21 protein-coding genes are annotated in these 22,462 nt (G+C 33.9%); 4 read left to right on the forward strand and 17 right to left on the reverse strand.

Annotation, left to right across the window (positions count from 1 at the left end):
- Positions 1 to 69: 69 nt before the first annotated feature.
- A complete protein-coding gene (locus BLV35_RS16715) occupies positions 70 to 777 on the reverse strand; it encodes a hypothetical protein (RefSeq protein WP_091092895.1) in 708 nt (235 codons plus the stop codon).
- Positions 778 to 1,044: 267 nt separating this feature from the next.
- Here BLV35_RS16715 and BLV35_RS19325 point away from each other — a divergent pair, with 267 nt between their 5' ends.
- Positions 1,045 to 1,215 carry a hypothetical protein gene (locus tag BLV35_RS19325; RefSeq protein ID WP_176980642.1) on the forward strand — a complete coding sequence of 57 codons (171 nt, stop codon included), beginning with the start codon at positions 1,045 to 1,047 and terminating at the stop codon, positions 1,213 to 1,215.
- A gap of 151 nt (positions 1,216 to 1,366) precedes the next feature.
- Here BLV35_RS19325 and BLV35_RS16720 read toward each other — a convergent pair whose 3' ends face one another.
- The 7 genes from BLV35_RS16720 to truA form a co-directional block, all read right to left on the reverse strand.
- On the reverse strand, positions 1,367 to 1,726 hold the full coding sequence (locus BLV35_RS16720; protein WP_091092897.1) for a hypothetical protein: 360 nt from the start codon (positions 1,724 to 1,726) through the stop codon (positions 1,367 to 1,369).
- The gene (locus BLV35_RS16725) at positions 1,713 to 2,039 is read right to left on the reverse strand and encodes a hypothetical protein (RefSeq protein WP_091092901.1); all 327 of its coding nucleotides are present in this window, start codon (positions 2,037 to 2,039) and stop codon (positions 1,713 to 1,715) included. Before BLV35_RS16725 ends, BLV35_RS16720 begins: the two co-directional genes overlap by 14 nt.
- 172 nt (positions 2,040 to 2,211) lie before the next feature.
- Positions 2,212 to 2,601, reverse strand: coding sequence for a hypothetical protein (locus tag BLV35_RS16730; RefSeq protein ID WP_091092904.1), 390 nt, complete (start codon positions 2,599 to 2,601; stop codon positions 2,212 to 2,214).
- 168 nt (positions 2,602 to 2,769) lie between these two features.
- The gene (xerA, locus tag BLV35_RS16735) at positions 2,770 to 3,813 is read right to left on the reverse strand and encodes a site-specific tyrosine recombinase/integron integrase (RefSeq protein ID WP_091092906.1); all 1,044 of its coding nucleotides are present in this window, start codon (positions 3,811 to 3,813) and stop codon (positions 2,770 to 2,772) included.
- Positions 3,814 to 4,095: 282 nt separating this feature from the next.
- Positions 4,096 to 5,484, reverse strand: a complete 1,389-nt coding sequence (gene lpdA / locus BLV35_RS16740; protein ID WP_091092909.1) for a dihydrolipoyl dehydrogenase — start codon at positions 5,482 to 5,484, stop codon at positions 4,096 to 4,098.
- A gap of 646 nt (positions 5,485 to 6,130) precedes the next feature.
- A complete protein-coding gene (locus tag BLV35_RS16745) occupies positions 6,131 to 7,885 on the reverse strand; it encodes an ABC transporter ATP-binding protein (RefSeq protein WP_091092912.1) in 1,755 nt (584 codons plus the stop codon).
- Between the two features lie 176 nt (positions 7,886 to 8,061).
- A complete protein-coding gene (gene truA / locus BLV35_RS16750) occupies positions 8,062 to 8,802 on the reverse strand; it encodes a tRNA pseudouridine(38-40) synthase TruA (RefSeq protein WP_091093065.1) in 741 nt (246 codons plus the stop codon).
- Positions 8,803 to 9,135: 333 nt separating this feature from the next.
- Between truA and BLV35_RS16755 the strand changes: the two genes are divergently transcribed.
- Complete coding sequence (locus BLV35_RS16755) at positions 9,136 to 9,618, forward strand: metallophosphoesterase family protein (RefSeq protein WP_176980643.1); 483 nt, start codon at positions 9,136 to 9,138, stop codon at positions 9,616 to 9,618.
- Here BLV35_RS16755 and BLV35_RS16760 read toward each other — a convergent pair whose 3' ends face one another.
- The 3 genes from BLV35_RS16760 to BLV35_RS16770 form a co-directional block, all read right to left on the reverse strand.
- Positions 9,619 to 11,316, reverse strand: coding sequence for a sensor histidine kinase (locus tag BLV35_RS16760; protein ID WP_091092916.1), 1,698 nt, complete (start codon positions 11,314 to 11,316; stop codon positions 9,619 to 9,621).
- Between the two features lie 32 nt (positions 11,317 to 11,348).
- Positions 11,349 to 12,011, reverse strand: a complete 663-nt coding sequence (locus BLV35_RS16765) for a response regulator (RefSeq protein ID WP_091092919.1) — start codon at positions 12,009 to 12,011, stop codon at positions 11,349 to 11,351.
- A 149-nt stretch (positions 12,012 to 12,160) separates the two neighbouring features.
- Entirely contained in the window at positions 12,161 to 12,574 is a 414-nt protein-coding gene (locus BLV35_RS16770) for a DUF4293 domain-containing protein (RefSeq protein WP_091092922.1), read from the reverse strand.
- 183 nt (positions 12,575 to 12,757) lie between these two features.
- On the opposite strand from BLV35_RS16770, the gene rho reads away from it, so the two are divergent.
- Positions 12,758 to 14,497, forward strand: coding sequence for a transcription termination factor Rho (gene rho / locus BLV35_RS16775; protein ID WP_091092924.1), 1,740 nt, complete (start codon positions 12,758 to 12,760; stop codon positions 14,495 to 14,497).
- A 402-nt stretch (positions 14,498 to 14,899) separates the two neighbouring features.
- Here rho and BLV35_RS16780 read toward each other — a convergent pair whose 3' ends face one another.
- The 3 genes from BLV35_RS16780 to BLV35_RS16790 all read right to left on the reverse strand — a co-directional run bounded on the left by BLV35_RS16780 (position 14,900) and on the right by BLV35_RS16790 (position 19,706).
- Positions 14,900 to 16,171, reverse strand: a complete 1,272-nt coding sequence (locus BLV35_RS16780) for an RsmB/NOP family class I SAM-dependent RNA methyltransferase (protein WP_091092926.1) — start codon at positions 16,169 to 16,171, stop codon at positions 14,900 to 14,902.
- Positions 16,172 to 16,309: 138 nt separating this feature from the next.
- A complete protein-coding gene (locus tag BLV35_RS16785) occupies positions 16,310 to 18,271 on the reverse strand; it encodes a KUP/HAK/KT family potassium transporter (protein WP_091092929.1) in 1,962 nt (653 codons plus the stop codon).
- 124 nt (positions 18,272 to 18,395) lie between these two features.
- A complete protein-coding gene (locus tag BLV35_RS16790; RefSeq protein ID WP_091093067.1) occupies positions 18,396 to 19,706 on the reverse strand; it encodes a hypothetical protein in 1,311 nt (436 codons plus the stop codon).
- Positions 19,707 to 19,823: 117 nt separating this feature from the next.
- Here BLV35_RS16790 and BLV35_RS16795 point away from each other — a divergent pair, with 117 nt between their 5' ends.
- Positions 19,824 to 20,888, forward strand: coding sequence for a WD40/YVTN/BNR-like repeat-containing protein (locus BLV35_RS16795; RefSeq protein WP_091092931.1), 1,065 nt, complete (start codon positions 19,824 to 19,826; stop codon positions 20,886 to 20,888).
- A 61-nt stretch (positions 20,889 to 20,949) separates the two neighbouring features.
- Here the strand turns inward: BLV35_RS16795 and BLV35_RS16800 are convergent, their stop codons facing one another.
- Genes BLV35_RS16800 through BLV35_RS16810 form a run of 3 tightly spaced genes read right to left on the reverse strand, consistent with a single transcriptional unit; the run spans position 20,950 to position 22,433 of the window.
- Positions 20,950 to 21,402: a sensor of ECF-type sigma factor gene (locus BLV35_RS16800; RefSeq protein ID WP_091092934.1), complete on the reverse strand. Its 453-nt coding sequence runs from the start codon at positions 21,400 to 21,402 to the stop codon at positions 20,950 to 20,952.
- Positions 21,403 to 21,437: 35 nt separating this feature from the next.
- Entirely contained in the window at positions 21,438 to 21,857 is a 420-nt protein-coding gene (locus BLV35_RS16805) for a hypothetical protein (RefSeq protein WP_091092937.1), read from the reverse strand.
- Between the two features lie 33 nt (positions 21,858 to 21,890).
- Complete coding sequence (locus tag BLV35_RS16810) at positions 21,891 to 22,433, reverse strand: RNA polymerase sigma factor (RefSeq protein WP_091092940.1); 543 nt, start codon at positions 22,431 to 22,433, stop codon at positions 21,891 to 21,893.
- Positions 22,434 to 22,462 lie beyond the last annotated feature (29 nt).

Here is a 22,462-nt window from a genome sequence, read left to right on the forward strand (position 1 = left end):
AAAACTTGATGCGAAACGGCAATTCCACTAAATTCCAGCTAGCTCAAAATGGCGGTTAGCAGTAGGCATTTATTCCCACCATTGTTTTGTTAACTCTACTTTTTTGGGTTTTATAATTGCGCTATTTGGCATCTTGTTTTTCAAGACAATATCTAACCAACCTCTTTCCCAGTATTTTTGTGCAACATTGAATTCGCCAGTTCCTATATCAAAATTACAGTCTGTGTTTGGAACTCTGTAATCTCCCCATCTACATATTTTTTCAATTTTAGAATTATACATTTTCCAAGTCCCAACAAAAGCATTATTAAAATAGCCGTCTGAAACTGAGTTAATATCATCATACTGCAATTTGTCATTTTTATCTAAAAACCATTTTGTTTGTAAGGTTCCTGAAAAAAAACCTGAATGATTTTGGTGTTTATCTTCAAAAAACTCATATTTAGCCGTCAGTAAACCTTGTGTTTTTATACCTTGATTTTTAAACTCATCATCTACACCAAAATGTTTTCTTTTAGATTCTTGAATTTTAATGATTGTTATTTTTCCAACAAACACACAAAGATTTTCCTTTACACTAGATTTACCATAAACGAAATATTCATTATCGTTATTTATATTTTTCTCGACTGTTAGAAACTTTATTAAGATTCTTTGATATTCATCTCCAATTATCCCATAAACTGAGCTGTTTTCGCTTTTCATCCATAGTTCAGAGAAATCATATTTTAAAAATTCGGATACCTGATTTTTTGGATTTAATTCTTCTTTATTCATAATATCGTTTCGACATAATGATTGTGAAAAAGAACTAATCGAAAAAATAGTTAATAGTATTAGAATTTTATATTTCATCTTTTATCACGATTTTGTGTTATGCTTACTGCTAACGGCGGACGCTAACCGATGTTTAGGGAAAAGTAAGCCTAAACTTTCAGATTATTACAAATATTTACAGACACAAACAAATTATTAAATTAAACCAAAAGCCTAAATAGCGGTTAACGTATGTTAGCATTTGTGCGGGTTTTAAAACAAAAAGTGATGAACAGAAATTCAAAAAAAATAGTAAAACAAGATATTAAATTTATTGAAGAAATGATTTTTAATTTAGAATTAGGGAAAACAGATATAGTATCACAGGAGCATTTAAAATTAATGATGAATGATTGGAAAAATGAATTAGAAAAATTTATTTTAAAACCGAAATCGTAGCATAGATGCTAACGTGTCGCGGCTTGCAGAAGTGGCGAACTTCGTAACCGATTATTTTCCGTTAAAGATAAAATTTCTTGCGGAAAATAAACGTGAATTTACCACAAAATTCGCCATTTTGTGAAACCGCTGTTATAAGCTGGCCTTTATTTTAATTTCCATATTCGTCGTTAAATTCTGTCATCATTAATTCAGGTTTCGATTTTGAATATTTTATAAAAACGTTGTCGCCTTCTTCAACTTTATCATTTTCGTTAAATCCATCACTATCTTCGTAAAATTTTTCTCCAACTTTATACTTGACTGTAATATGTCGACCTTTATAAACGGATTTTTTTGTAATTATTCCACGTGTTAAAGAGAAATCTTTATTAATAAATGCAATTTCTTCTTCTCTTTGTTTAGTTAAACTCGTAGCAATAAAATACACTATGCTTGTCATTCCTAATAAGACAAAGAAAATACAGATTTTCTCTTTAATAGTTTTTGGTTGGGTTTTAATTTTGTTCATCTTGAATTTTTAACCATTTATCTAATAACTCAACATAATGATTTGTTGAATTTGTTGACTCGCCATTTTCTGTTAAGCTTTCAACTTCTAATTCGCTAAATAAATCAATAATTTTATCAATAATTTCGCTGGATAAATTAATTTCGAAATAGGAAGTAGTTATGTCTTTCTTAAGATTATGCTTTTCAGGTTTTGGAAGTTCGTTAAGATTTATTATATCTAAAAGATTATTTGCAATTTCTGTTTCGCCAAATTTTATCAATTCGTCTAGAGTTGATTTAATAGAGATATAATCTAAAATATTTTTCTTCATAGTCTATTTTTGCGGCATTTTTGGTAGGCTTGCTTATAACGTGTCGCGGCTTGCAGAAGTGGCGAACTTCGTAACCGATTATTTTCGGCTAAGATAAAATATCTTGCGAAAGATAAACGTGAATTTACCACATATTTCGCCATTTATGCAAACCGCTGTTAGCGGCTGGTGTTTATCTTCTGAATAACTTTTTTAGAGGTTTTATTCCACGACCTATAATTTTAGTCCTTTCCATTAAATCGATTAATTTAAGCATTTGATTATTAAACTTCCGTTGTAAGTTTTCATTATGAAAGTAAACTTCCCAAACTGCTCCAGAACCTCCCCACATATCAACGCTATTGATTTCTTTTTTAAATTTAGGAAAATCTTTCTCTATTAAGATTTCTGATATTTTTTCCACAACGTTGGCTTGCGCATTATTTTTACCTTCTCTTAATATTTCTTCTATATTTTTAATGATAATAAGATAATCTTCTTTTGATTTTTCCAATAACAGAAAAATATTTTCATCACTTTCTCGGATTCTGAGTAACTTAAAAATACTATCTATTATATTCATTTTGTTTTCTTAAAAAGTGTGTTAGGTTCTTGAATTCTCCGATTCTGCGCGACACTTGCCGCTAACTAGTATATAGGCGAAATAAAACTTCGCCAATTCACCCTTTTTTGGGTGTATATACGAAGTTTTGTTTCGTTTTATATATTACCAAATATATTAATTATTTTCTTACAAATCATCAAAGGGACTTTTTATTTGTTGCAGGCTTTTCGTACTAACGTGAGTGTATATTTCAGTGGTTTTACTGCTATTATGTCCTAATAATTCCTGAATATAGCGCAAATCAGTGCCACTTTCTAGTAGATGAGTTGCATAACTGTGCCGCAACCAATGTAAAGTGACAGGCTTTGTGATTCCTGTTTTTTGTAATGCTTGTTTTATTATTAGCTGTAAACTTCGTGCATCATATTGCAGTCCCGTTGTTCGACCTTCAAATAAATAAACCGTGGGTTTGTATACTTTATAATACTCACGCAGCATTTCTAATATCTTTGGACTCAAGGGCACAATCCTATCTTTTTTTCCTTTGGAGTTTTTAAGTAATACGATGTTTCTTTTTGAATCGATATGGACGGGTTGAAGAGCCAATAGCTCGCCACTACGCAAACCACAACTGTAAATCATACTTAACATCATTTTGTGTTTGATGTTGCTATGCGCATCCAAGATCAACTTTATTTCTTCTTTGCTCAAAACGTTTGGTAAAACTTTGGATCGTTTGGGACGGTGAATTTTGTCAACTTCCATTTTGGTTTCTCTGATTGTCATAAAAAACAATTTTATGGCATTCACGATTTGATTCTGGTATGATGCTGACAAATTGTTCTTCAATATATAGTCGTTGTTGTATATAATCACGTCTTCATTAGTGATTTTGGCAACTGGTTTTTCTCTGTAGAAAACCAGGAAAGATTTTAAGGCTTCGCTATAGGTTGCAATGGTGCTTTGGCTATAGCGTTTAGAACGCAGCCATTGCTTGAATTTCTCAATTTGCTCTATTCCCTCCATTGATGGTAAAGAGTGGGAGAGTGGTGCTATGTTGAAACGCTCTCTGTTTTCTATCGTGTCAGGAATATGCCAAAGCACTTTTTGTTGGCTCCATCTTGCTCCGTCTACTTGTTTGATACGGGATATTAAGTCGGCATTTTTTTCAAAATATACGGCTATACGTTTTTCTGTCTTGTGTACGATGAGTTTTGCTGTCCAGTTCATAGTGTGCTGATTTTCTGGTTTTAAAGGTAAGAAAAGAGTGTGTAAAAAGTGAGAGGTGAGTGGTGAAAATATAAGTGGTGTGTGGTGCTCGCGTGAAGGATGGCAGTGGAAATCCTTTTATGTAGTGCAACGAAATAAAAGATTGCAACGTACAGCCTGACGCTGCTGGAACGGAGTGGAAGCTGGGGCACGCCCATAAAAAAATCCGACTTGCTTTCACAAATCGGATTGATGTAATTGTTGTAGGGATACACTTCAGTGCATCTTTTCCTGTTGATTGTTTTATAAATGTATTACTTCGCCATAAGCGTCAGCAACTGCTTCCATTACGGCTTCACTCATTGTAGGGTGAGGGTGAATTGCTTTTAGGATTTCATGTCCTGTAGTTTCCAGTTTACGAGCTACAACTGCCTCAGCAATCATATCAGTTACTCCAGCACCTATCATGTGACATCCTAACCATTCGCCATATTTGGCATCAAAAATTACTTTTACAAATCCGTCTGGTGTTCCAGAAGCTTTTGCTTTTCCTGATGCTGAGAATGGGAATTTACCAACTTTTAATTCGTATCCTTTTTCTATCGCTTGTTTTTCAGTTAAACCTACCGAAGCAATTTCAGGAGTAGCATAAGTACAACCCGGTACGTTTCCGTAATCGATAGGTTCTACATGCATTCCTGCAATTTTTTCCACACAGTTGATTCCTTCAGCAGAAGCTACGTGAGCTAATGCTTGTCCCGGTGTAACATCACCAATGGCGTAGTATCCAGGAATGTTTGTTGCGTTGTATGCGTTTACAAGAATTTTATCTCTGTCAGTAGCGATTCCTACTTCTTCTAGTCCAATGTTTTCAATGTTAGTTTTAATTCCAACAGCCGAAAGTAAAATGTCTGCTTCTAGGATTACTTCTCCTTTGGCCGTTTTTACAAATGCTTTTACACCTGCTCCAGTAGTATCAATTTTCTCAACAGAAGAGTTGGTCATGATTTTTACTCCAGATTTTTTCATTGAGCGCTCCATTTGTTTCGAAATGTCTTCGTCTTCAACAGGAACAATGTTTGGCATGAATTCAACAATAGTTACCTCAGTACCCATTGAATTGTAAAAATGTGCAAATTCTACTCCTATCGCTCCAGAACCTACGATAATCATCGATTTTGGTTGGGTAGGTAAAGTCATTGCTTGACGGTAACCAATTACTTTTACGCCATCTTGTGGCAAGCTTGGTAACTCACGAGAGCGAGCTCCAGTAGCAACGATAATATGGTCTGCGCTATATTCGGTAACTTTATTGTCTTTGTCAGTAACATCAACTTTTTTTCCTGGTTTTAGTTTTCCAAAACCATTGATTACGTCGATTTTATTTTTTTTCATCAAGAACTGCACTCCTTTGCTCATGTCTGAAGCAACAGTTCTACTGCGTTGTACTACAGCAGGAAAATCTTTGTCAAATGATGAAACAGTCAATCCATAATCAGAAGCGTGTTTTAGATAATCAAAAACCTGAGCTGATTTTAGTAAAGCTTTTGTTGGGATACAACCCCAGTTTAAGCATACACCACCTAAGTTTTCTTTTTCAATTACGGCTACTTTAAAACCCAATTGCGATGCTCTAATGGCAGTAACATATCCACCTGGACCACTTCCTAAAACTATGATATCGTATTTCATTTGTATAAGTTTTCTAAATTAATTTGAATTGCGAATTTAAGAATTTATTCTGTTTTGGGAAAGATTAGGAGTAACAAAGTTTTAAAGATTAAAAAAGTGAGGATTAAGAGTGTGTTTGATGCGATGGTAATGGGGTAAAAGAAGGGGTGAAGCTGGGTAAAAGTGAGGAATTTGGGTTTAATGATGTCAAAAAACAGTAAAACATATAAGTCATATAAGTTCTTTATTGAATAAATATACAAGTAGTACCTGCATGTATGTACATTGCTTATGAGTTTGAAAAAAGTATACTGGTGTTTTTTTTTACCACATAGAAACATAGATTATTTGTGAGTATAAAGAAAGTCGCTTCGCTTTAATTAGAGCTCAAACTATGTGTGGGAATAATGTTCTAACCATTTTTCTATCTATAAACAATGGCTGTGATTCTATGTGGTTAGATTTTTTTAAACACATAGAAACATAGATTTTATGTGTTGCTTTGAAGTCATTTCATTCTTCATAGTATTACATAGAAGTCCTGTTTTAATGCAATAAGTGATTTAATCAAAAAGGTATAAAATAGACGTCACGGTTTATTGTCGATCGTTATAGAAGAAAAAAATAGAACCTTTGCGATACCTTTGTGCTCTTTGCGGTTAAGATTCTAATTAGCTACCGAAAACTGTGAATCATACAGGTTTTTATAATAGCCGTTTTCTTTATTGATCAATTCCTGATGCGTTCCTTGTTCTACAATCAATCCTTTGTCCATGACCACAATTTTATCAGCATTGATAATAGTTGCTAGTCTGTGGGCAATTACAATCGAGGTTCTTCCTGTGGTTATAGTTTCCGTGGCACGTTGTATCAATTCTTCAGAATAAGTATCAATCGAAGAAGTCGCTTCGTCCAGAATAAGAATACTCGGGTTACTCACATAAGCTCTCAAGAAAGCAATCAATTGACGTTGTCCAGAAGACAGCATTACGCCGCGTTCTTTTACATCAAAGTCGTAATTATCTGGTAAACTCATGATAAAGTCATGCACCCCAATTTCCTTGGCCGCAGCCAAAACATCTTCTCTTGTAATTGCAGAATTGTTCAACGTTATGTTGTTGAAAATAGTGTCGGCAAATAAGAATACGTCTTGCAGTACCACCGCAATTTGCTTGCGGAGCGAACCTAAAGTATAGTTTTCGATATTTTCATTATCGATGCAAATGGTACCGCTGTTAATTTCATAAAAACGGTTTAGTAAATTGATAATAGTAGATTTTCCAGCTCCTGTAGAACCAACGATAGCAACAGTTTCTCCCGCTTTTACATTTAAATCAATTCCTTTTATTACCTCTTCATCAGGAATGTAGCTGAAACGCACGTCTTTGAACTGAATATTTCCAAGGAATATAGGTGCTTCAACAATCCCTGTATCTTGAATCTGATCTTGTGTATCGATAATGGCAAAAACACGATTGGCAGCAATCATTCCCAGTTGCATCTCATTGAATTTATCAGCAATTTGGCGCAAAGGGTTAAATAACATTCCTATGAACATCGTGTACGAAAACAAATCTCCAAAAGTGGTGAAGTTATCACCATTCAGAATCTTGATTCCGCCATAAAAGATAATGAAACCAAGGGTTAATGAAGAAATAATATCAGCAATGGGAAAGAAAATGGAGTTGTAAAGAATTGTTTTTATCCACGCCTTTTTATGTTTGTCATTGATTTCTTTAAATTTATTGGCTTCAATTTCTTCCCTGTTGAACAGTTGTACAATCTTCATTCCCGTCACGCGTTCCTGTACGAAGGAGTTCATATTTGAAATTTGGTTTCTAACGTCCTCAAAAGCCACTTGCATCTTGCGCTGGAATATTCTCGTGATAAATACTAAAACGGGCATCGCCACAATCACAATCCAAGTCAATTGCCAGTTCATATAGAACATAAAAAACAGCACAACCACCATTTTCATTAAGTCACTGATAATCATAAACAAACCTTGACTGAAAATACGCGCAATGGATTCAATATCTGATACAGAACGGGTTACCAGTTGACCTACCGGCACCAAATCAAAATATTTCATTCTGAAACTCAATATGTGTTTGAATAATTTTATCCGAATGTCTTTTACGATGTCTTGCCCCAACCAGTTTGCCCAAAACACAAAGTAAAACTGGGAGAAAACTTCGAGCAACAGCACAATACCCATCAAGGTGATGTAGTATAATAAGCCCTTGGCATCTTCGGTTTGTATGTATCCGTCTACGGTTTGCTTCAGTAAATACGGGCGTAACGCTGCAAATACTGATAAGGAGATGGCAAATATAATTACGCCGTTAAAACGCCATTGATACGGTTTTGTATATTGTAATATTCGTTTGAATAATCGAGTGTCGAATGCTTTTGCTTTCATTTTTTTTAAGCTGAATTTAGTTCAGTTTTTTTTAGGAGCTTAATCCTGCTGTTCATTACAATCTTGACCGCCGAACCCCGGCGCTCAAGGATTTCCATTGCCATCAGGGCTATGGATGTATTTATATTAAAGTCCTCAGTGCTAAGTATTAATCACTATGTACTAAGGATTTTGTCCTAAGGACTAATGTAATCGTATTCTATTTCAGTCAGATATAAACCATGTGCCGGTACTGAAAACCCCGCTTTATCTCTATTTTTATTTAGTATGATGGTATTAAAATCATCAAGTGTAATCTTATGTAATCCCACATTTACAAGTGTTCCCACGATAGAACGCACCATATTTCTCAAAAAACGATTGGCCGAAATCGTAAATACAAGTTGGTTTTTGTTTTGTTTCCAATTCGCTTCAAAAATCGTGCAATCAAAGGTGTTTACATCCGTGTTTACCTTCGAGAAACATTGAAAATCGATGTGATTAAACAACAGCGCTGCCGCTTTATTCATCAGCTCAATATCTAATTTTTGATGAAAGTACCAACTTTGCTCTTGCAAAAATGGATCTTTAAAAGTGTTGACATGGTATTCATAAGTTCGCTTTAAAGCATCAAAACGGGCATGGGCTTCGTCTGGAACGGCAATAATATCGTAAACCGAAATATCTTTTGGTAAAAAAGAATTGAGTTTATGCACTAAACTCGGAATGTCAAAAGGGGTTTCAAAATCAAAATGGGCATACATTTGTTTAGCATGAACACCAGTATCTGTGCGTCCTGCTCCCATAATACTGATTTCAGAGTTTAGTATTGTAGAAACAGCCTTGTTCAGTGTTTCTTGAACTGACGCCGCGTTCGGTTGGTATTGCCAGCCGTGGTATAGGGTTCCGTTATATGCTAATTTTATAAAATACCTCATTTGAACTTTCAGATTTCCCTCTTTATACTTCACAATCAGATTGTGCTGGAGAAAATCGTGTTTACACATTTAATGGCACAAAGGTACTTATTTAATTTTTTTCAAGTAGAGCCAAAGTCATATTGTTTTTTGAGGTGAAACTTATTTTTTATTTGGATTCGGAATGTCTATTTTTACCCAAATTCCTAGCCCAGATAGTAGCGGTATCCTTTTTATTTTTGTTCTTTAAAAAATAAAAAGATACAAGCGGATAGCTGGATTAGCTCCTGAAAATTAAATCCGAAGTACACAAAAGCCTAAAAAAAACATACAATTTTGAGTAAAAAAATCCTTTTGCTTTCTGATACACACAGTCATATTGATGATACTATATTAAAATATGTCGCTCAGGCTGACGAGGTTTGGCATGCTGGTGATATTGGCGATTTAACCGTGACTGATACTTTAAAAAAACTAAAGCCGTTGCGAGCGGTTTATGGAAATATTGACGATGCCAAAGCGCGTTTAGAGTTCCCGTTGCACAATCGTTTTATGTGTGAAGGAGTTGATGTTTGGATTACGCATATTGGTGGGTATCCAGGGAAATACAATCCTGCTATGAAAGCGGAGATGGCTGCAAATCCACCCAAATTATTTATTTGTGGGCATTCGCATATATTAAAAGTTATGTTTGATAAGAAGCATAATCTTTTGCACATGAACCCCGGAGCTTGCGGAAAAAGTGGGTTTCACCAGGTACGCACCATGTTGCGCTTTGTAATAGAGGGAGACAAAATAAAAGACTTAGAAATTATTGAAATTGAAAAACGAGTCTAGCTACGCACTATGTGAAATAGGAACTTTAATGTGTATCGACGTACCAGAATTTAATTTGGACTGTACAACTAGTTCACCTTTCATATTGTTTATTCTGGCATTAATTTGATTCAGCCCAAAACCTTCAATAGTGTTGTATTTGTTGGTGTCAAAGCCTGTTCCGTTATCCCAAACATGAATTAGTAATTGATCGTTTACTTCCTGTAGGCTAAGCGTTGTGTTTTTTGCACCACTGTGTTTGTTGATGTTATTCAATAACTCTGTTATCATAAAATACATTTTCATTTCGAATTCAGCATTGTATCGTGTTTTTTCATCGATTGTACTTGAATATTCAAACTGGATACTGGAATTGGAGTTTTTTTCGCACAAATCATTAAGTGCATAAAAGAGGCCAAAACGCGCCAGCAATGAAGGTAAAAGTTCGTGGGACAAATCACGTACCTTATCATGGGCTTCTTTTAAGATGGCTTTTGTTTTTGCTATTTCTTCTGATTGGATAGTATTCTTCGAACTAAATACGCTCAAATGTAAACCCGCCGATGATAGTAAAGCGCTGATGTTGTCATGCAGGAAGTTGGCAATTTTCTTCCGTTCCAGCTCTTGACCATTGATGGATGCATTAATGATATTTTCCTGAATTTTACTTTGAATTTCGTTGAGTTTGTTTTTTTGTTTCAGTTTTGTGTTTTGAAAGAAAAAGTAGAAAAGGATGATGGCTAATAGCAGTAATGAGATAATAATAACACTTATTTGCTTGTTCTTGGTTTGTTTTTCTATCAGTAGCTGCTCCTTGGTTTTGTATTTTGTCTCGATATTATCAACCTCTCTTTTGTATTCATCTACTTGGAGATTGATTCCAGCAACATTGATTTTTTTTACCTTCTCTTCATAATTGAGGTTTGCTGTGATGGTATTATAGGCTTCTAAATTTTGATATGCTTTTTCAAAGTCGCCATTTTTCAATAAAAACTTAGAATATTCCTGATGTGTAAATGATAGATCTGATTTTTCGTTTCCTTTTTCCCCTAGTAAGATCGCTTTTTCAAAGAAAGAAGTGGCTATTTTAGGTTCGTTTCTGTAGCCATAATACATTCCATTAAGCATATTTAAGGCAACAATTGTTGATTCATCGCCAAATTTAGGATGGTATTTATTGACAAAATTGAGGTGCGGAGAGCCTGAGTTGAAGTCGCCAATGTCAAAATAGGCCCAAGTTATATTCAGATTTGTAAAAACAATTTGTACTGAATCGCCAATTTTTTTGCTGTAATCAAGTGACTTTTTATAATAGTAAATCCCTTTTTTGTACTCTTTTTTATCAAAACAGTAGATGTTTCCTAGATTGTTGTAGAGCCAGTTTTTTAATTCACTATTGTTAGTTCTGCTAGCATATACAAGTCCTTTTTGATAGTAGAAAAAAGCTTTGTCGAACTCACTTAATTCGTCGAAATTAGCTGCGATAGTGTTATAACAAGTTGCTATTAAGTAATCATCATTAATTTGGATTGATTTTGTTAAGGCAATTCGTGATTTTATTAATGATTTCTCGTACTTCTGTTCTTTCATAAGAAGCGTTGCTTCGCTAATTATATCTGCTATTTTTTGTTTGGCAACTAGATTAGATTGAGCAAATATACTAGTACAAGCAGTAAGCAGTAATAAAAGAATTAATAACGGTTTTTTTTTTAAAAGCATAGACAACTACAGATTATGAAAAATAAATAAACTTATGATTTAATCAATTTGTTTTTAAGAGCAAACTTAACCAAGCTGATTGTGTTCTTTGCTTTTAGCTTTTTCATGATGTTTTTACGGTGTGTTTCGACGGTATTAGTGCTAATAAACAATTTCTCACTAATCTCTTTTCCACTATGTTCTAATGCAATTAAAATGATGATTTCAAGTTCTCTCCCCGTTAAAATGGAATCTACGATTGGGTTTTCCTTGTTTAATTTTGAATTGTCTTTTGTTGCGGTATTGAATATTTTTTCTCTAACAGTATTGCAAAAATATTCTTCTCCGTTAGCAACAGCTTGAATAGCTTCCACAATATTTTCTCCGGCACATTGTTTTGTCAAATAGCCGCTCACGCCTAATTTCATGACTTCCTGAATAATCTTCAAGTCATCATAACTAGATAGGATTATTACTTTGCACGGATATCCTTTTTTGGTAAACTCTTTAATTACTTCTATTCCATCTTTATTTGGCATGCTAATGTCCAGGATAAGAATATTTGCCTTATTGCTAATTACTTCATCATAAAGGTTGGTACCGTCTAAAGAAAACCCGATGACCTCAAAATTAGGGACCGTATTTAGCAGCGTACGCATACCGTCTATTAGTACTTGATGATCGTCTGCAAGGTGTATTCGTATTTTATCTTTCATGCCGTAGAGGGTTAGACCAAAATTAGAAAAAAAAAGGACAATAATTTACTTAAACAGTTTTATTTGTTGCGCTATTCTCAGTTATAGGCACAAAAAAACCCGAATTTACATTCGGGTTCTCTTCGCACTAATAAACTAATGTTATGGGTCTACCTCAATCTGTCCACAGATTTTACAAGATCTTCGTCCTTTTTGATGGCCTTATTAGCTAGTACTAATAATACGATAGCAACAATAGGAAGAAACATCCCAATACCTTTCTCAGAAACAAGAACTGTTTCTCCAGATACGTTTAGTGAACGATATACAAATAATCCCAATAAAATTAAATTTAAAATTATATTCAATCTGCCAATAACAAATTGATTTTGTCTTTTTTTATAGGAAACAACACTAACAATTGAAATCGTCGTGCTTAAACCCAAAAGTATAACATAAAACTCATTTTGCATAAAAAAATAATCCTTTCCGTCGCTCATGGTCCAAAGCGGAAATAAAAAAGGTAATATTCCTGTCACTACAAAAGCAAGAAATAAATATATCGTCTGAATTCTTTGTATCATTTTGTGAATTTTGTTTGACAAAAATATATTTTCTTTTTTTAAAATACTATTGTATCATTAAATTTTATTCGTATTATTGCATAAGAGTACCGTAAGCACTTCATACTGCGGTCAATTCATAATGATATAGTTACTACCTATCTTTTTAGTATTATCCAAATTAATTAAACCAATAGAACATTCATGTTTGATATTTCTGCATTAAAAGAAATGAAGCTTTCTGAGCTTCAAGCTATAGCTAAAGCAGCTAAAACCATAAAGTTTAACGGTGTTAAAAAAGAAACCTTAATAGGTCAGATTTTAGAACATCAAACGACTAAAGTTGAGCCAGCTTTAGATTTACAAATGGAATCCATTGTCGAGGACGATAAGCCTAAAAGAGCTCGTATCGTTCCCGTTAAAAAAGCTGCCATTCAAAAAGCAAAAATTACTCCTTCTAATAATGAGGAAGCTCCAGTAGACACAGATCTTCAAGCTAAGGTTGATGTTCCTGCAGAAGTTCAGGCTCAAGTAGAAGCTGCAAATGAGGCTGAATCAGGAAATGAATCTTCAGTGTCAGAAAAAAAAGTAGGCAAGATTATTAAGTTTAATAAATCAGCATACGAAAAGAAAATTGCTTTAAAAAAGGATAAAGAAGAAGCAAAGGAACTAAACAAGGAAACGGAAGAGGTTGTTGCAAATGATTCTGCCGAAACGCAAGAAGTTGTAGCGCCTGTAAAAAAAGTAAATCCAAATCAGTTAAATAAACAAAATCAAAACCCAAATTTTAAAAGTAAGAAAAGTAATTTTAGGGATTCTGATTTTGAATTTGACGGAATAATAGAAAGTGAAGGTGTTCTTGAAATGATGCCTGATGGCTATGGTTTCTTGCGCTCTTCAGATTATAATTACCTAGCGTCACCAGATGATATTTATTTATCAACCTCTCAAATCAGATTATTCGGACTTAAAACTGGAGATACGGTTAAGGGAGTGGTGCGTCCTCCTAAAGAAGGAGAGAAGTTTTTTCCATTAGTAAAAGTATTGAAAATAAATGGACATGATCCTCAGGTCGTTCGTGATAGAGTTTCATTCGAACATTTAACACCTGTTTTTCCATCAGAGAAATTTAATTTGGCGGCAAGACAAAGTACGATTTCAACTCGTATTATTGATTTGTTTTCTCCAATAGGAAAAGGACAACGTGGTATGATTGTGGCTCAGCCAAAAACGGGTAAAACCATGTTGCTGAAAGAAATTGCTAACGCAATTGCTGCTAATCACCCTGAAGTTTATCTTATTGTTTTATTGATTGACGAACGTCCAGAAGAAGTTACAGACATGCAACGTAGTGTGCGTGGAGAAGTTATTGCTTCTACTTTTGATAGAGAACCTCAAGAACACGTTAAGATTGCTAATATCGTGCTTGAAAAAGCAAAACGATTAGTGGAATGTGGTCACGATGTTGTGATTCTTTTAGATTCCATTACGAGATTGGCCAGAGCATACAACACGGTACAACCTGCATCAGGTAAAGTATTGAGTGGGGGAGTAGATGCTAATGCGCTACAGAAACCAAAACGATTCTTTGGAGCTGCTCGTAATGTTGAAAATGGTGGGTCTTTGAGTATCATTGCCACTGCATTGACAGAAACTGGTTCTAAAATGGATGAAGTTATTTTTGAAGAATTCAAAGGTACCGGTAACATGGAATTACAATTGGATAGAAAAATCGCTAATAAACGTATCTTCCCAGCAATTGATTTAACCTCTTCTAGTACAAGACGTGATGATTTATTATTAGATCAAAAGACCTTACAGAGAATGTGGATCATGAGAAAATACCTTGCAGATATGAATCCTGTTGAAGCTATGAGTTTTATAAATGACCGTTTCAGACAAACTAAAAACAATGAAGAGTTTTTAATCTCGATGAACGATTAAACTATAGAAAAGAGAGTAGAGAAAAGAACAAAGAAGATAGATTGAGCTATACATCGATCTTAGCTTAGAAGATGCAATGAAATTATTCATCCTTTGAATCTAAAATGTTTACTTGTCATTCCGACGAAGAAGGACTCGAGGGTTTACCCGAACAGGCGAAGCAATCTCATCAAACTGCTCAGCTAACGGTGATTCCTCCTTCGTCGGAATGACAAGTTTGTGCTATGTTTTATTGCAGTATCTTTAAAAATAAAATAGTAGTATTTATAACTTGAATTCAGCAATTATAAAAAAATCCTCGAATGTAGAAAGCTACTTTTTGAGGATTTTTGTTTTAAATTATTTTCTAATAAAAAACGCCTTCAATTTGAAGGCGTTTTTGTGTATAGAAGGTAAAAGGTGTTATTCTTTTTCTTCCGCTGTTTCTTTTGCAGCTTTTAATTCTTTAGGTTTTAAAACTTCTTCTTTTCTTTCTAAAAGAGCCATGTAAAAACCATCAAAACCAGATTCATGAGCGAGAATTTTTTGATCTTTAATGAATGTAAACTCTTTACCAATATCAGTAGTTAAAAACTTAGCGATCTGATCTTGATTTTCAGAAGGTAATATAGAACAGGTTGCATATACCAGTTTTCCTCCTGGTTTTACAATTTTAGAATAACTTTCTAAAACTTCTGATTGTATCTTACGGATATTGTCAATAAATTCAGGTTGCAATTTCCATTTAGCATCAGGATTTCTTTTAAGAACTCCAAGTCCACTACAAGGGGCGTCAATCAATACACGATCCGCTTTTTGGTGTAGTTTCTTGATTACTTTAGTGCTATCAATGATACGGTATTCAATATTAAAAGCACCATCACGTTTTGCTCTTATTTTTAACTGCTTTAATTTACTTTCGTATAAATCCATTGCAATCAGTTGCCCTTTGTTTTCCATTAAAGCAGCGATATGTAATGTTTTACCACCGGCACCTGCACATGTATCCACAATGCGCATTCCTGGTTTTACATCAAGGAAAGCAGCCACAAGTTGCGAGTTAGCATCTTGAACTTCAAAGAAACCTTTCTTGAACGCGTCTGTCATAAAAACATTAGCTCTTTCTTTAAGTACTAAAGCATCCGGTTGATCTTTTAGTAAATCAGTATCAATGTCTAAGTCCATTAAGATCGCTCTTAATTCCGCTTTAGTCGTTTTTAGCGTATTAACTCTTAGAATAACTTTGGCGGGTTGATTTTGAGCTGTAATTTCTTTAGCCCAAACTTTTTCACCTAATTCTTTTACTCCTAATTCGTCCATCCAATCTGGAATAGATTCTTTAAGGGCTCTCACTTTAGATAATTCATCAAAGCGACCTTTTATTTTTCTTTCTGGAGTTCCTTCTAGTTGACGCCAATCAGGGATTGGATATCCTCTTAATACAGCCCATACTGAAAACATTCTCCAGATATTGTCTCTGTCAAACGGTGCCTTTACTTCTGCAATTTCAGCATATAATCTTTTCCATCGTACTACTTCATAGATGGTTTCGGCAACAAATTTTCTGTCAGAGCTTCCCCAACGTTTGTCTTTTTTTAAGGCTCTTGCAACCACTTTATCTGCATATTCCCCTTCGTTAAATATTGCATTTAGGGAATCAATGGTGGTATAAACTAAATTTCTGTGTAATCTCATTTTAAATAATTGAGGTGCAAAGGTACTATTAATTGGTCGAAAGTTAAATTTTAAATAATGAATGTTGGTTTTATATTTTTTTAAAACAAAAAACACTGCTCTAAGAGCAGTGTTTTTGAAATTTTTAAAGAGGAATAGTTACTTAACTCTTGTTAAACCAATGTTTTCAGGAGCGTGAAGCACCATAGGGAATTGTTCTATTTTTACAGAACTACTGTCAAGTCCAAAGGCTCTTTCTTCAGACAAACTTAATTTCTTAATAAAGAAGTAAGAGTTCATAATTATTTTTTCATGCCATCTTAAATCACTGTCATTTGAAAGGAATTTCTCAGACAATACAAATTTGAAATCACCTATTATATTGTTTTTACTCAAAGATTCATATCTACTTGTAATATCTACCTCTCCTTTTTTCACCATATCCTTGATAACTTCCTTGAACATCAGGTTTATTTTTGTAGGCTCTCTAAACCCTAAATTAAAGTCGACGCGATATAAATCATCCTTAATGATTTCTGTTACTTTATATTCGGTTTTATAGGGTTCAGATAATATGTTCACGTGAACAAACCAATAGATATCGGCTCTTTTTGGTCTTTTTTGTAAAATGGAATACATTACTTTTTCTTCAATTTCGTCCACACGATTTGCATTGGTCATATAAACCAAGTGGGTCGCATATTTTGGAATCGAAAGGTCGGCACCTAATTCGGTCAATACTTTTTTATAATCTTCAATTTTTACAATTTTTGTGTAACTCTTGCTGATTTTTTTGGCTAAGTACCAGATAGTCATAATCGAAATTAAAGCGAGGGCAATAATTAATGTTACATAACCACCTTCTGAAAATTTTGTGATATTAGCCACTAGAAAACTAACTTCAATCAATAGATAGGTTGTGATTAGGGGGATGATAAAATATAATTTTACTCGTTTCATGATTAAGTAGAAATTAAGTAAAATAGTAGTCATTATCATGCACAAGATTATGGCCAGACCGTAGGCATGTTCCATATTTCCCGATTCCTCAAAATGCAAAACTATTCCAACACACCCAAAAAACAATAACCAGTTTATTGAAGGGATGTACAATTGTCCTTTTAGTTCAGTAGGATATTTTATTTTTACTTTTGGCCAAAAATTTAATCGCATGGCTTCGTTTATCAATGTAAATGAACCACTAATAAGTGCCTGAGAAGCAATCACAGCGGCAAGTGTTGCGATTACAATACCGACAGGTTGAAACCAGTCTGCCATGATCAAATAAAACGGATTACCGTTTGGCCCTCCCAAGGTTGTCAGTGTTTCTCCTTCATGATGGATTAAAAAAGCTGCCTGTCCAAAATAATTTAAGACCAAAGTAGTTTTTACAAAAATCCAGCTGATTCGAATGTTTTTCCTTCCGCAGTGTCCCATGTCGGAATACAATGCTTCGGCACCTGTTGTACATAGAAATACAAAGCCCAAAACGAAAAAACCGTCTGGGTGAATCGATAATAAATGGTAAGCATAGTAAGGGTTAAATGCTTTAAAAACTTCAGGATGCTTTGTGATTTGGATCAAACCAAGGATTCCAAGCATGCTAAACCAGATAAGCATCATGGGAGCAAAAAACTTACCTACTAATTTTGTTCCGAATTGTTGAATGCTAAATAGTACGAATAGGATACCAATAACAATAGGAATTGTGTTTATTTGAGGGTAATAGGTTTTAATTCCTTCGACTGCAGAGGACACAGAAATGGGCGGGGTGATAATTCCGTCTGCAAGTAGTGCGCTACCACCAATAATGGCGGGAACGATTAACCATTGAATTTTTGTTTTTTTAACTAAGGCATACAAAGCAAAGATTCCTCCTTCACCATGATTATCGGCACTTAAAGTAATGATAACGTATTTTATGGTAGTTTGTAAAGTAAGGGTCCAAAAGACTGCTGAGATTCCTCCTAAAACAATATCTGCATTAATAATACTTTGACCAAGAATGGCTTTCATAACATATAGAGGGGATGTCCCAATGTCACCATATATTATTCCCAATGTAATCAATAATCCACCTAAAGATAATTTTGAATGTAGGTTTTTATGCGATGTGCTCATGTAGTACTTTTAAAAACTCGTCAAATTTACTCTTTTTAAATAAAATAGGCTTGTTTATTTAGAAAAAGACATAAAAAAAACACGCTCAATTGAGCGTGTTTAAAATCATTGTATTTCACTGTTTTTAGGATCTTCTATTGTTTCCTCTGGAAGAATTATCTCTACCTGATTCGGTTCGTTGTGGAGCACTCTTTTCAGAATTTCCTCTTTGAGTTTGAGTTCTTTGAGGAGCACTTTCTCGAGGAGCGTTTGCTCTGTTTTGAGAATAGTCTCTTTGCGTTTGAGTTCTTTGTGGTGCACTTTCTCGAGATTGATTAACTCTGTTTTGAGCGTTGCTTCTTTGCGCATCAGTTCTTTGTGGAGCAGATTCTCTAGAAGTGTTATTTCTGTTTTGAGAATAGTCTCTTTGCGTTTCAGTTCTTTGTGGGGCATTTTCTCTTGAAGGATTTGATCTGTTTTGAGAATAGTCTCTTTGTGTTCCTGCTCTTTGTGGCGCAGTTTCTCTTGAAGTTGTACTTCTGTTTTGAGAATTAGCTCTTTGATTTGTTGTTCTTTGTGGTGCAGCTTCTCTTGAAGTTGTACTTCTGTTTTGAGAATAATCTCTTTCATTTGTATTTCTGCGTGATTCTGTAGTTCTTGATGATTGGTTTCTGTTTTGAGAATAACCAACTTCGTTTCTAGATCCTACATTTCGAGTACCTCTTCTTTGTTCTAATTCATAACGATTAGAAACATTGGCGTTTCTTCTTGAAAAGTTATTATTAGGATACTGTCTTTCATAACCATTTGAACGTCTAGAGTTATAAATTACGACCGCTTGGTTACTTCTTCTGTAATTCACATAATTATAGTTGTTGTATACATTCAAACTAACTTGGATATTATTTCTATATCTGAACACAGGGAATGGGTTCCACGCATAATAGTACGATGGGTAATAATTCCAATACCAGTTAGAAACATATGGTCTGTAATTGTACGACCAAAATGAAGCATAAATAACAGGAGTTCTATAATATACGGGTTCGTAGATATAGTTTGGACCGTACATATACTCATTACCTACAACTTGTAGATGTACCTTATTGTATCTGTCTTTTTCTATTTCGATCGTTGCAACATCTTGATAAACATCACGGTCAAGGACAGATTGTATTATAACAACGTGGGTTCTATTTTCCACGGTTTCTATAACCCGTAAATAATCAACTTCGTTATCGTTGTTTAAATCCAAATTTGATATTTGTAGTTCAGGGTCATTTAATTGTCTCTCAAATTCCTGAAGATCTCGTGAATCTCCAAAAATATCAGCAACGGCTCTCAAATCTAAATTATCACTAATTTCATTTGTCATCGCACTAACCCTGTTTCTATCTTGCGCTTGCACTATAAAAACTGAGGTTATCAGGCTTAATAATAATAGTTTAGTTTTCATAGTATGTGTATTTATGTTTAACATTTACTGATTATCCAATTACTGTGCCAATAAATTTTAAGACCATTTGGTATTACTATATTAAATTGTATTTTAGCTTCAAATAAAAGGATTGAAATGAGAAATATTTTTTTAGTAGTACTGGGTTTATGTTTTTTAACTTCTTGTAAAACAAAAGGTTATGTAGGCATGGGTATTGATAAGACTATTTTTAAAACAGTGAATATAGATACACTGTTTCAAGATAATATTAGTATTAGAGCCATTAGCACTGATGGAAATAAAATTTGGTTTGCAGCGAATAATTCTAGATTTGGTTATTATGATTTGAAAATAAACGAAAAAATTCAGCGTAAAATAACGATGGATACTTTAAAATTAGAATTTAGAAGTATTGCTCAAACCACAAAAAATATCTTTTTGTTGAGTGTTGCTAATCCGGGTTTGCTTTATAAAGTTTCTAAGACGGACTTAAAAACAAGCTTAGTGTACCAGGAAAATAATGCAAAGGTTTTTTACGACAGTATGCAATTTTGGAATAAAAACGAAGGAATTGCAATGGGCGACCCTATAACTGATTGTCTTTCGATTATTATAACCAGAGATGGCGGGAATACCTGGAATAAAGTTCCGGCGGACAAACTGCCTAAAATTGTTGAAGGGGAAGCTGCTTTTGCAGCAAGTAATACTAATATTGTGATAAAGGGAAATAATACTTGGATTGTTTCAGGGGGGCAAAAAGCCAGAGTATTCTATTCTGCTGATAAAGGGAATACTTGGAAAGTATATAATACACCTATTGTACAAGGGAAAGCCATGGCGGGAATTTTTACAGCCGACTTCTATGATGCCAAAAGAGGGTTTGTTGCAGGAGGTGATTATGAGGCACTGAATCAAAATTCAGGAAATAAAGCGAGAACTGCTGACGGAGGTAAAACCTGGGAGCTCATAGCCGAAAATCAAGGGTTTGGATATGCTTCTTGTGTGCAATATGTTCCACATAGTAACGGAAAATCATTAGTTAGCGTAGGTGCATCCGGACTTTATTACTCTTATGACAGTGGGAATACCTGGAAACAACTAGCTTCTGATCCGAGTTTGTTTACCATTCGATTTTTAGACAACCATACTGCAATTGCTGCGGGTAAAAATAAAATGATTCGGATTCATTTTCTAAAATAAAACCCTATTCTATGCTACGATGCATGGAGTAGGGTTTTAGATGTTTTAATGTGGTATTGTGCTATTTTTTCGAATTTCTATATTGATGCAATAATTTTCTATTAAAATCTTCTTCAGATTTTCTAAGTTTTATAATTTTTACAGCAGGTAGTACTGCTTTTAAATCCTTGGTGAATTTTTTTCGTAATAAGAATAATTCCTCATCTGCGCTTTCTATTTGGGTAAGCAATGTACTTGCCTCTTTTTCACTCATGGAATCTAAAGCACTATCATTCATTCGGCTTTTAAAATCTCTCATTTTTTGATACCTAATATCAAATTGTTTATCATCAAACGTATTGTAGATAGGCCAAAACTTTTGGGCTTCACGAGTTGTTAAGTCTAATTCGGTAGTCAAAAAGGCCACTTTTAGTGCTTTGATTTGCTCTTTTTTGTCCTTCATTCCGGAGTCTTGTGCGTAAAAACTAAAGGAAGTCAATAAGAGAAGTATTAGGATAATTTTTTTGATGTTCATTGTTTATGATTTTTTATTATACTTTTTCACAAGATTTATTCTATTATAAGGTGCTCTAAATTACCATTGCTCACTAATATATCTTCAATAGTTGCATCTTCTAAAGCAATGGTAGTGTTGATATTATTAATTTCATCAGCCTCCAAACCATTAATTAGATCGTATTGATTTATATTGGATTGGTAACTTAAATAATTTTCCAAGGTGGCTGTGTCTATTTCTTTACTATTTACATTAACAGTACTAGTGTAAAATACAGGAATAAGTAGTGCTATAATTAAAACAGCGGCAACCATTATGAATGTCTTTTTATTTTTTTGAAAAAGAGAAATTACCTTTGGTTCATTTTCAGGTAATTTATGCATTAGCTTTTCTGAAAAATTTTCAAAGTAATGCTCTGGAGTTTTAAATCCAGACTCAATTTTCGGCTCGTTTTCTAATTTAAATGCTTTCATAACATATATTGGACTTGATTTTAGACAAAAGGTTTAATTTGAGGTTACAAATGCTTCTATTTTTTTTACGGCATGATGGTAGGAAGCTTTCAATGCACCCACTGAAGTACCTAATATTTCTGATATTTCTTCGTACTTTAATTCTTCAAAATATTTCATTTTAAAAACCAACTGCTGTTTTTCCGGAAGGGTAACAATCGCTTTCTGTAGCTTTATTTGGATTTCATTTCCGTCAAAATAGCTATCGGATTTAAGGTTGTCAATAGTTTTGTTTTGTAATGTTTCAGATGAAACCCCTCCTTTTTTAGCTTTTTGACTTAAAAAACTAAGGGCTTCATTTGTGGCGATGCGGTACATCCAAGAAAATAACTTACTTTCTCCTTTAAAATTTTTTAAATTTTGAAATACTTTAATAAATGTATTTTGTAAGACATCATCAGTATCATCATGATTTAAGATGATGTTCCTAATGTGATTGTATAGAGGCTTTTGATAGGTTAACAAGAGTTTTTGAAACGCCTCGTTTTGCGTTTTTGGGTTCAATAACTGTTGTATAAATTCCTCTTCTTCCTGCAAAGTTGTCTTTTATATAGTTAGATAGGAAA

It is taken from the genome of Flavobacterium gillisiae (genome assembly GCF_900107635.1).
Lineage (GTDB): Bacteria > Bacteroidota > Bacteroidia > Flavobacteriales > Flavobacteriaceae > Flavobacterium > Flavobacterium gillisiae.

Bases quoted from the DNA above. Each gene is read 5' to 3' on its own strand.
- BLV35_RS16715 (WP_091092895.1), bottom strand. From the start codon at position 777: ATGAATAAAGAAGAATTAAATCCAAAAAATCAGGTATCCGAATTTTTA.
- BLV35_RS19325 (WP_176980642.1), top strand. From the start codon at position 1,045: ATGAACAGAAATTCAAAAAAAATAGTAAAACAAGATATTAAATTTATT.
- BLV35_RS16720 (WP_091092897.1), bottom strand. From the start codon at position 1,726: ATGAACAAAATTAAAACCCAACCAAAAACTATTAAAGAGAAAATCTGT.
- BLV35_RS16725 (WP_091092901.1), bottom strand. From the start codon at position 2,039: ATGAAGAAAAATATTTTAGATTATATCTCTATTAAATCAACTCTAGAC.
- BLV35_RS16730 (WP_091092904.1), bottom strand. From the start codon at position 2,601: ATGAATATAATAGATAGTATTTTTAAGTTACTCAGAATCCGAGAAAGT.
- xerA (WP_091092906.1), bottom strand. From the start codon at position 3,813: ATGAACTGGACAGCAAAACTCATCGTACACAAGACAGAAAAACGTATA.
- lpdA (WP_091092909.1), bottom strand. From the start codon at position 5,484: ATGAAATACGATATCATAGTTTTAGGAAGTGGTCCAGGTGGATATGTT.
- BLV35_RS16745 (WP_091092912.1), bottom strand. From the start codon at position 7,885: ATGAAAGCAAAAGCATTCGACACTCGATTATTCAAACGAATATTACAA.
- truA (WP_091093065.1), bottom strand. From the start codon at position 8,802: ATGAGGTATTTTATAAAATTAGCATATAACGGAACCCTATACCACGGC.
- BLV35_RS16760 (WP_091092916.1), bottom strand. From the start codon at position 11,316: ATGCTTTTAAAAAAAAAACCGTTATTAATTCTTTTATTACTGCTTACT.
- BLV35_RS16765 (WP_091092919.1), bottom strand. From the start codon at position 12,011: ATGAAAGATAAAATACGAATACACCTTGCAGACGATCATCAAGTACTA.
- BLV35_RS16770 (WP_091092922.1), bottom strand. From the start codon at position 12,574: ATGATACAAAGAATTCAGACGATATATTTATTTCTTGCTTTTGTAGTG.
- rho (WP_091092924.1), top strand. From the start codon at position 12,758: ATGTTTGATATTTCTGCATTAAAAGAAATGAAGCTTTCTGAGCTTCAA.
- BLV35_RS16780 (WP_091092926.1), bottom strand. From the start codon at position 16,171: ATGAGATTACACAGAAATTTAGTTTATACCACCATTGATTCCCTAAAT.
- BLV35_RS16785 (WP_091092929.1), bottom strand. From the start codon at position 18,271: ATGAGCACATCGCATAAAAACCTACATTCAAAATTATCTTTAGGTGGA.
- BLV35_RS16790 (WP_091093067.1), bottom strand. From the start codon at position 19,706: ATGAAAACTAAACTATTATTATTAAGCCTGATAACCTCAGTTTTTATA.
- BLV35_RS16795 (WP_091092931.1), top strand. From the start codon at position 19,824: ATGAGAAATATTTTTTTAGTAGTACTGGGTTTATGTTTTTTAACTTCT.
- BLV35_RS16800 (WP_091092934.1), bottom strand. From the start codon at position 21,402: ATGAACATCAAAAAAATTATCCTAATACTTCTCTTATTGACTTCCTTT.
- BLV35_RS16805 (WP_091092937.1), bottom strand. From the start codon at position 21,857: ATGAAAGCATTTAAATTAGAAAACGAGCCGAAAATTGAGTCTGGATTT.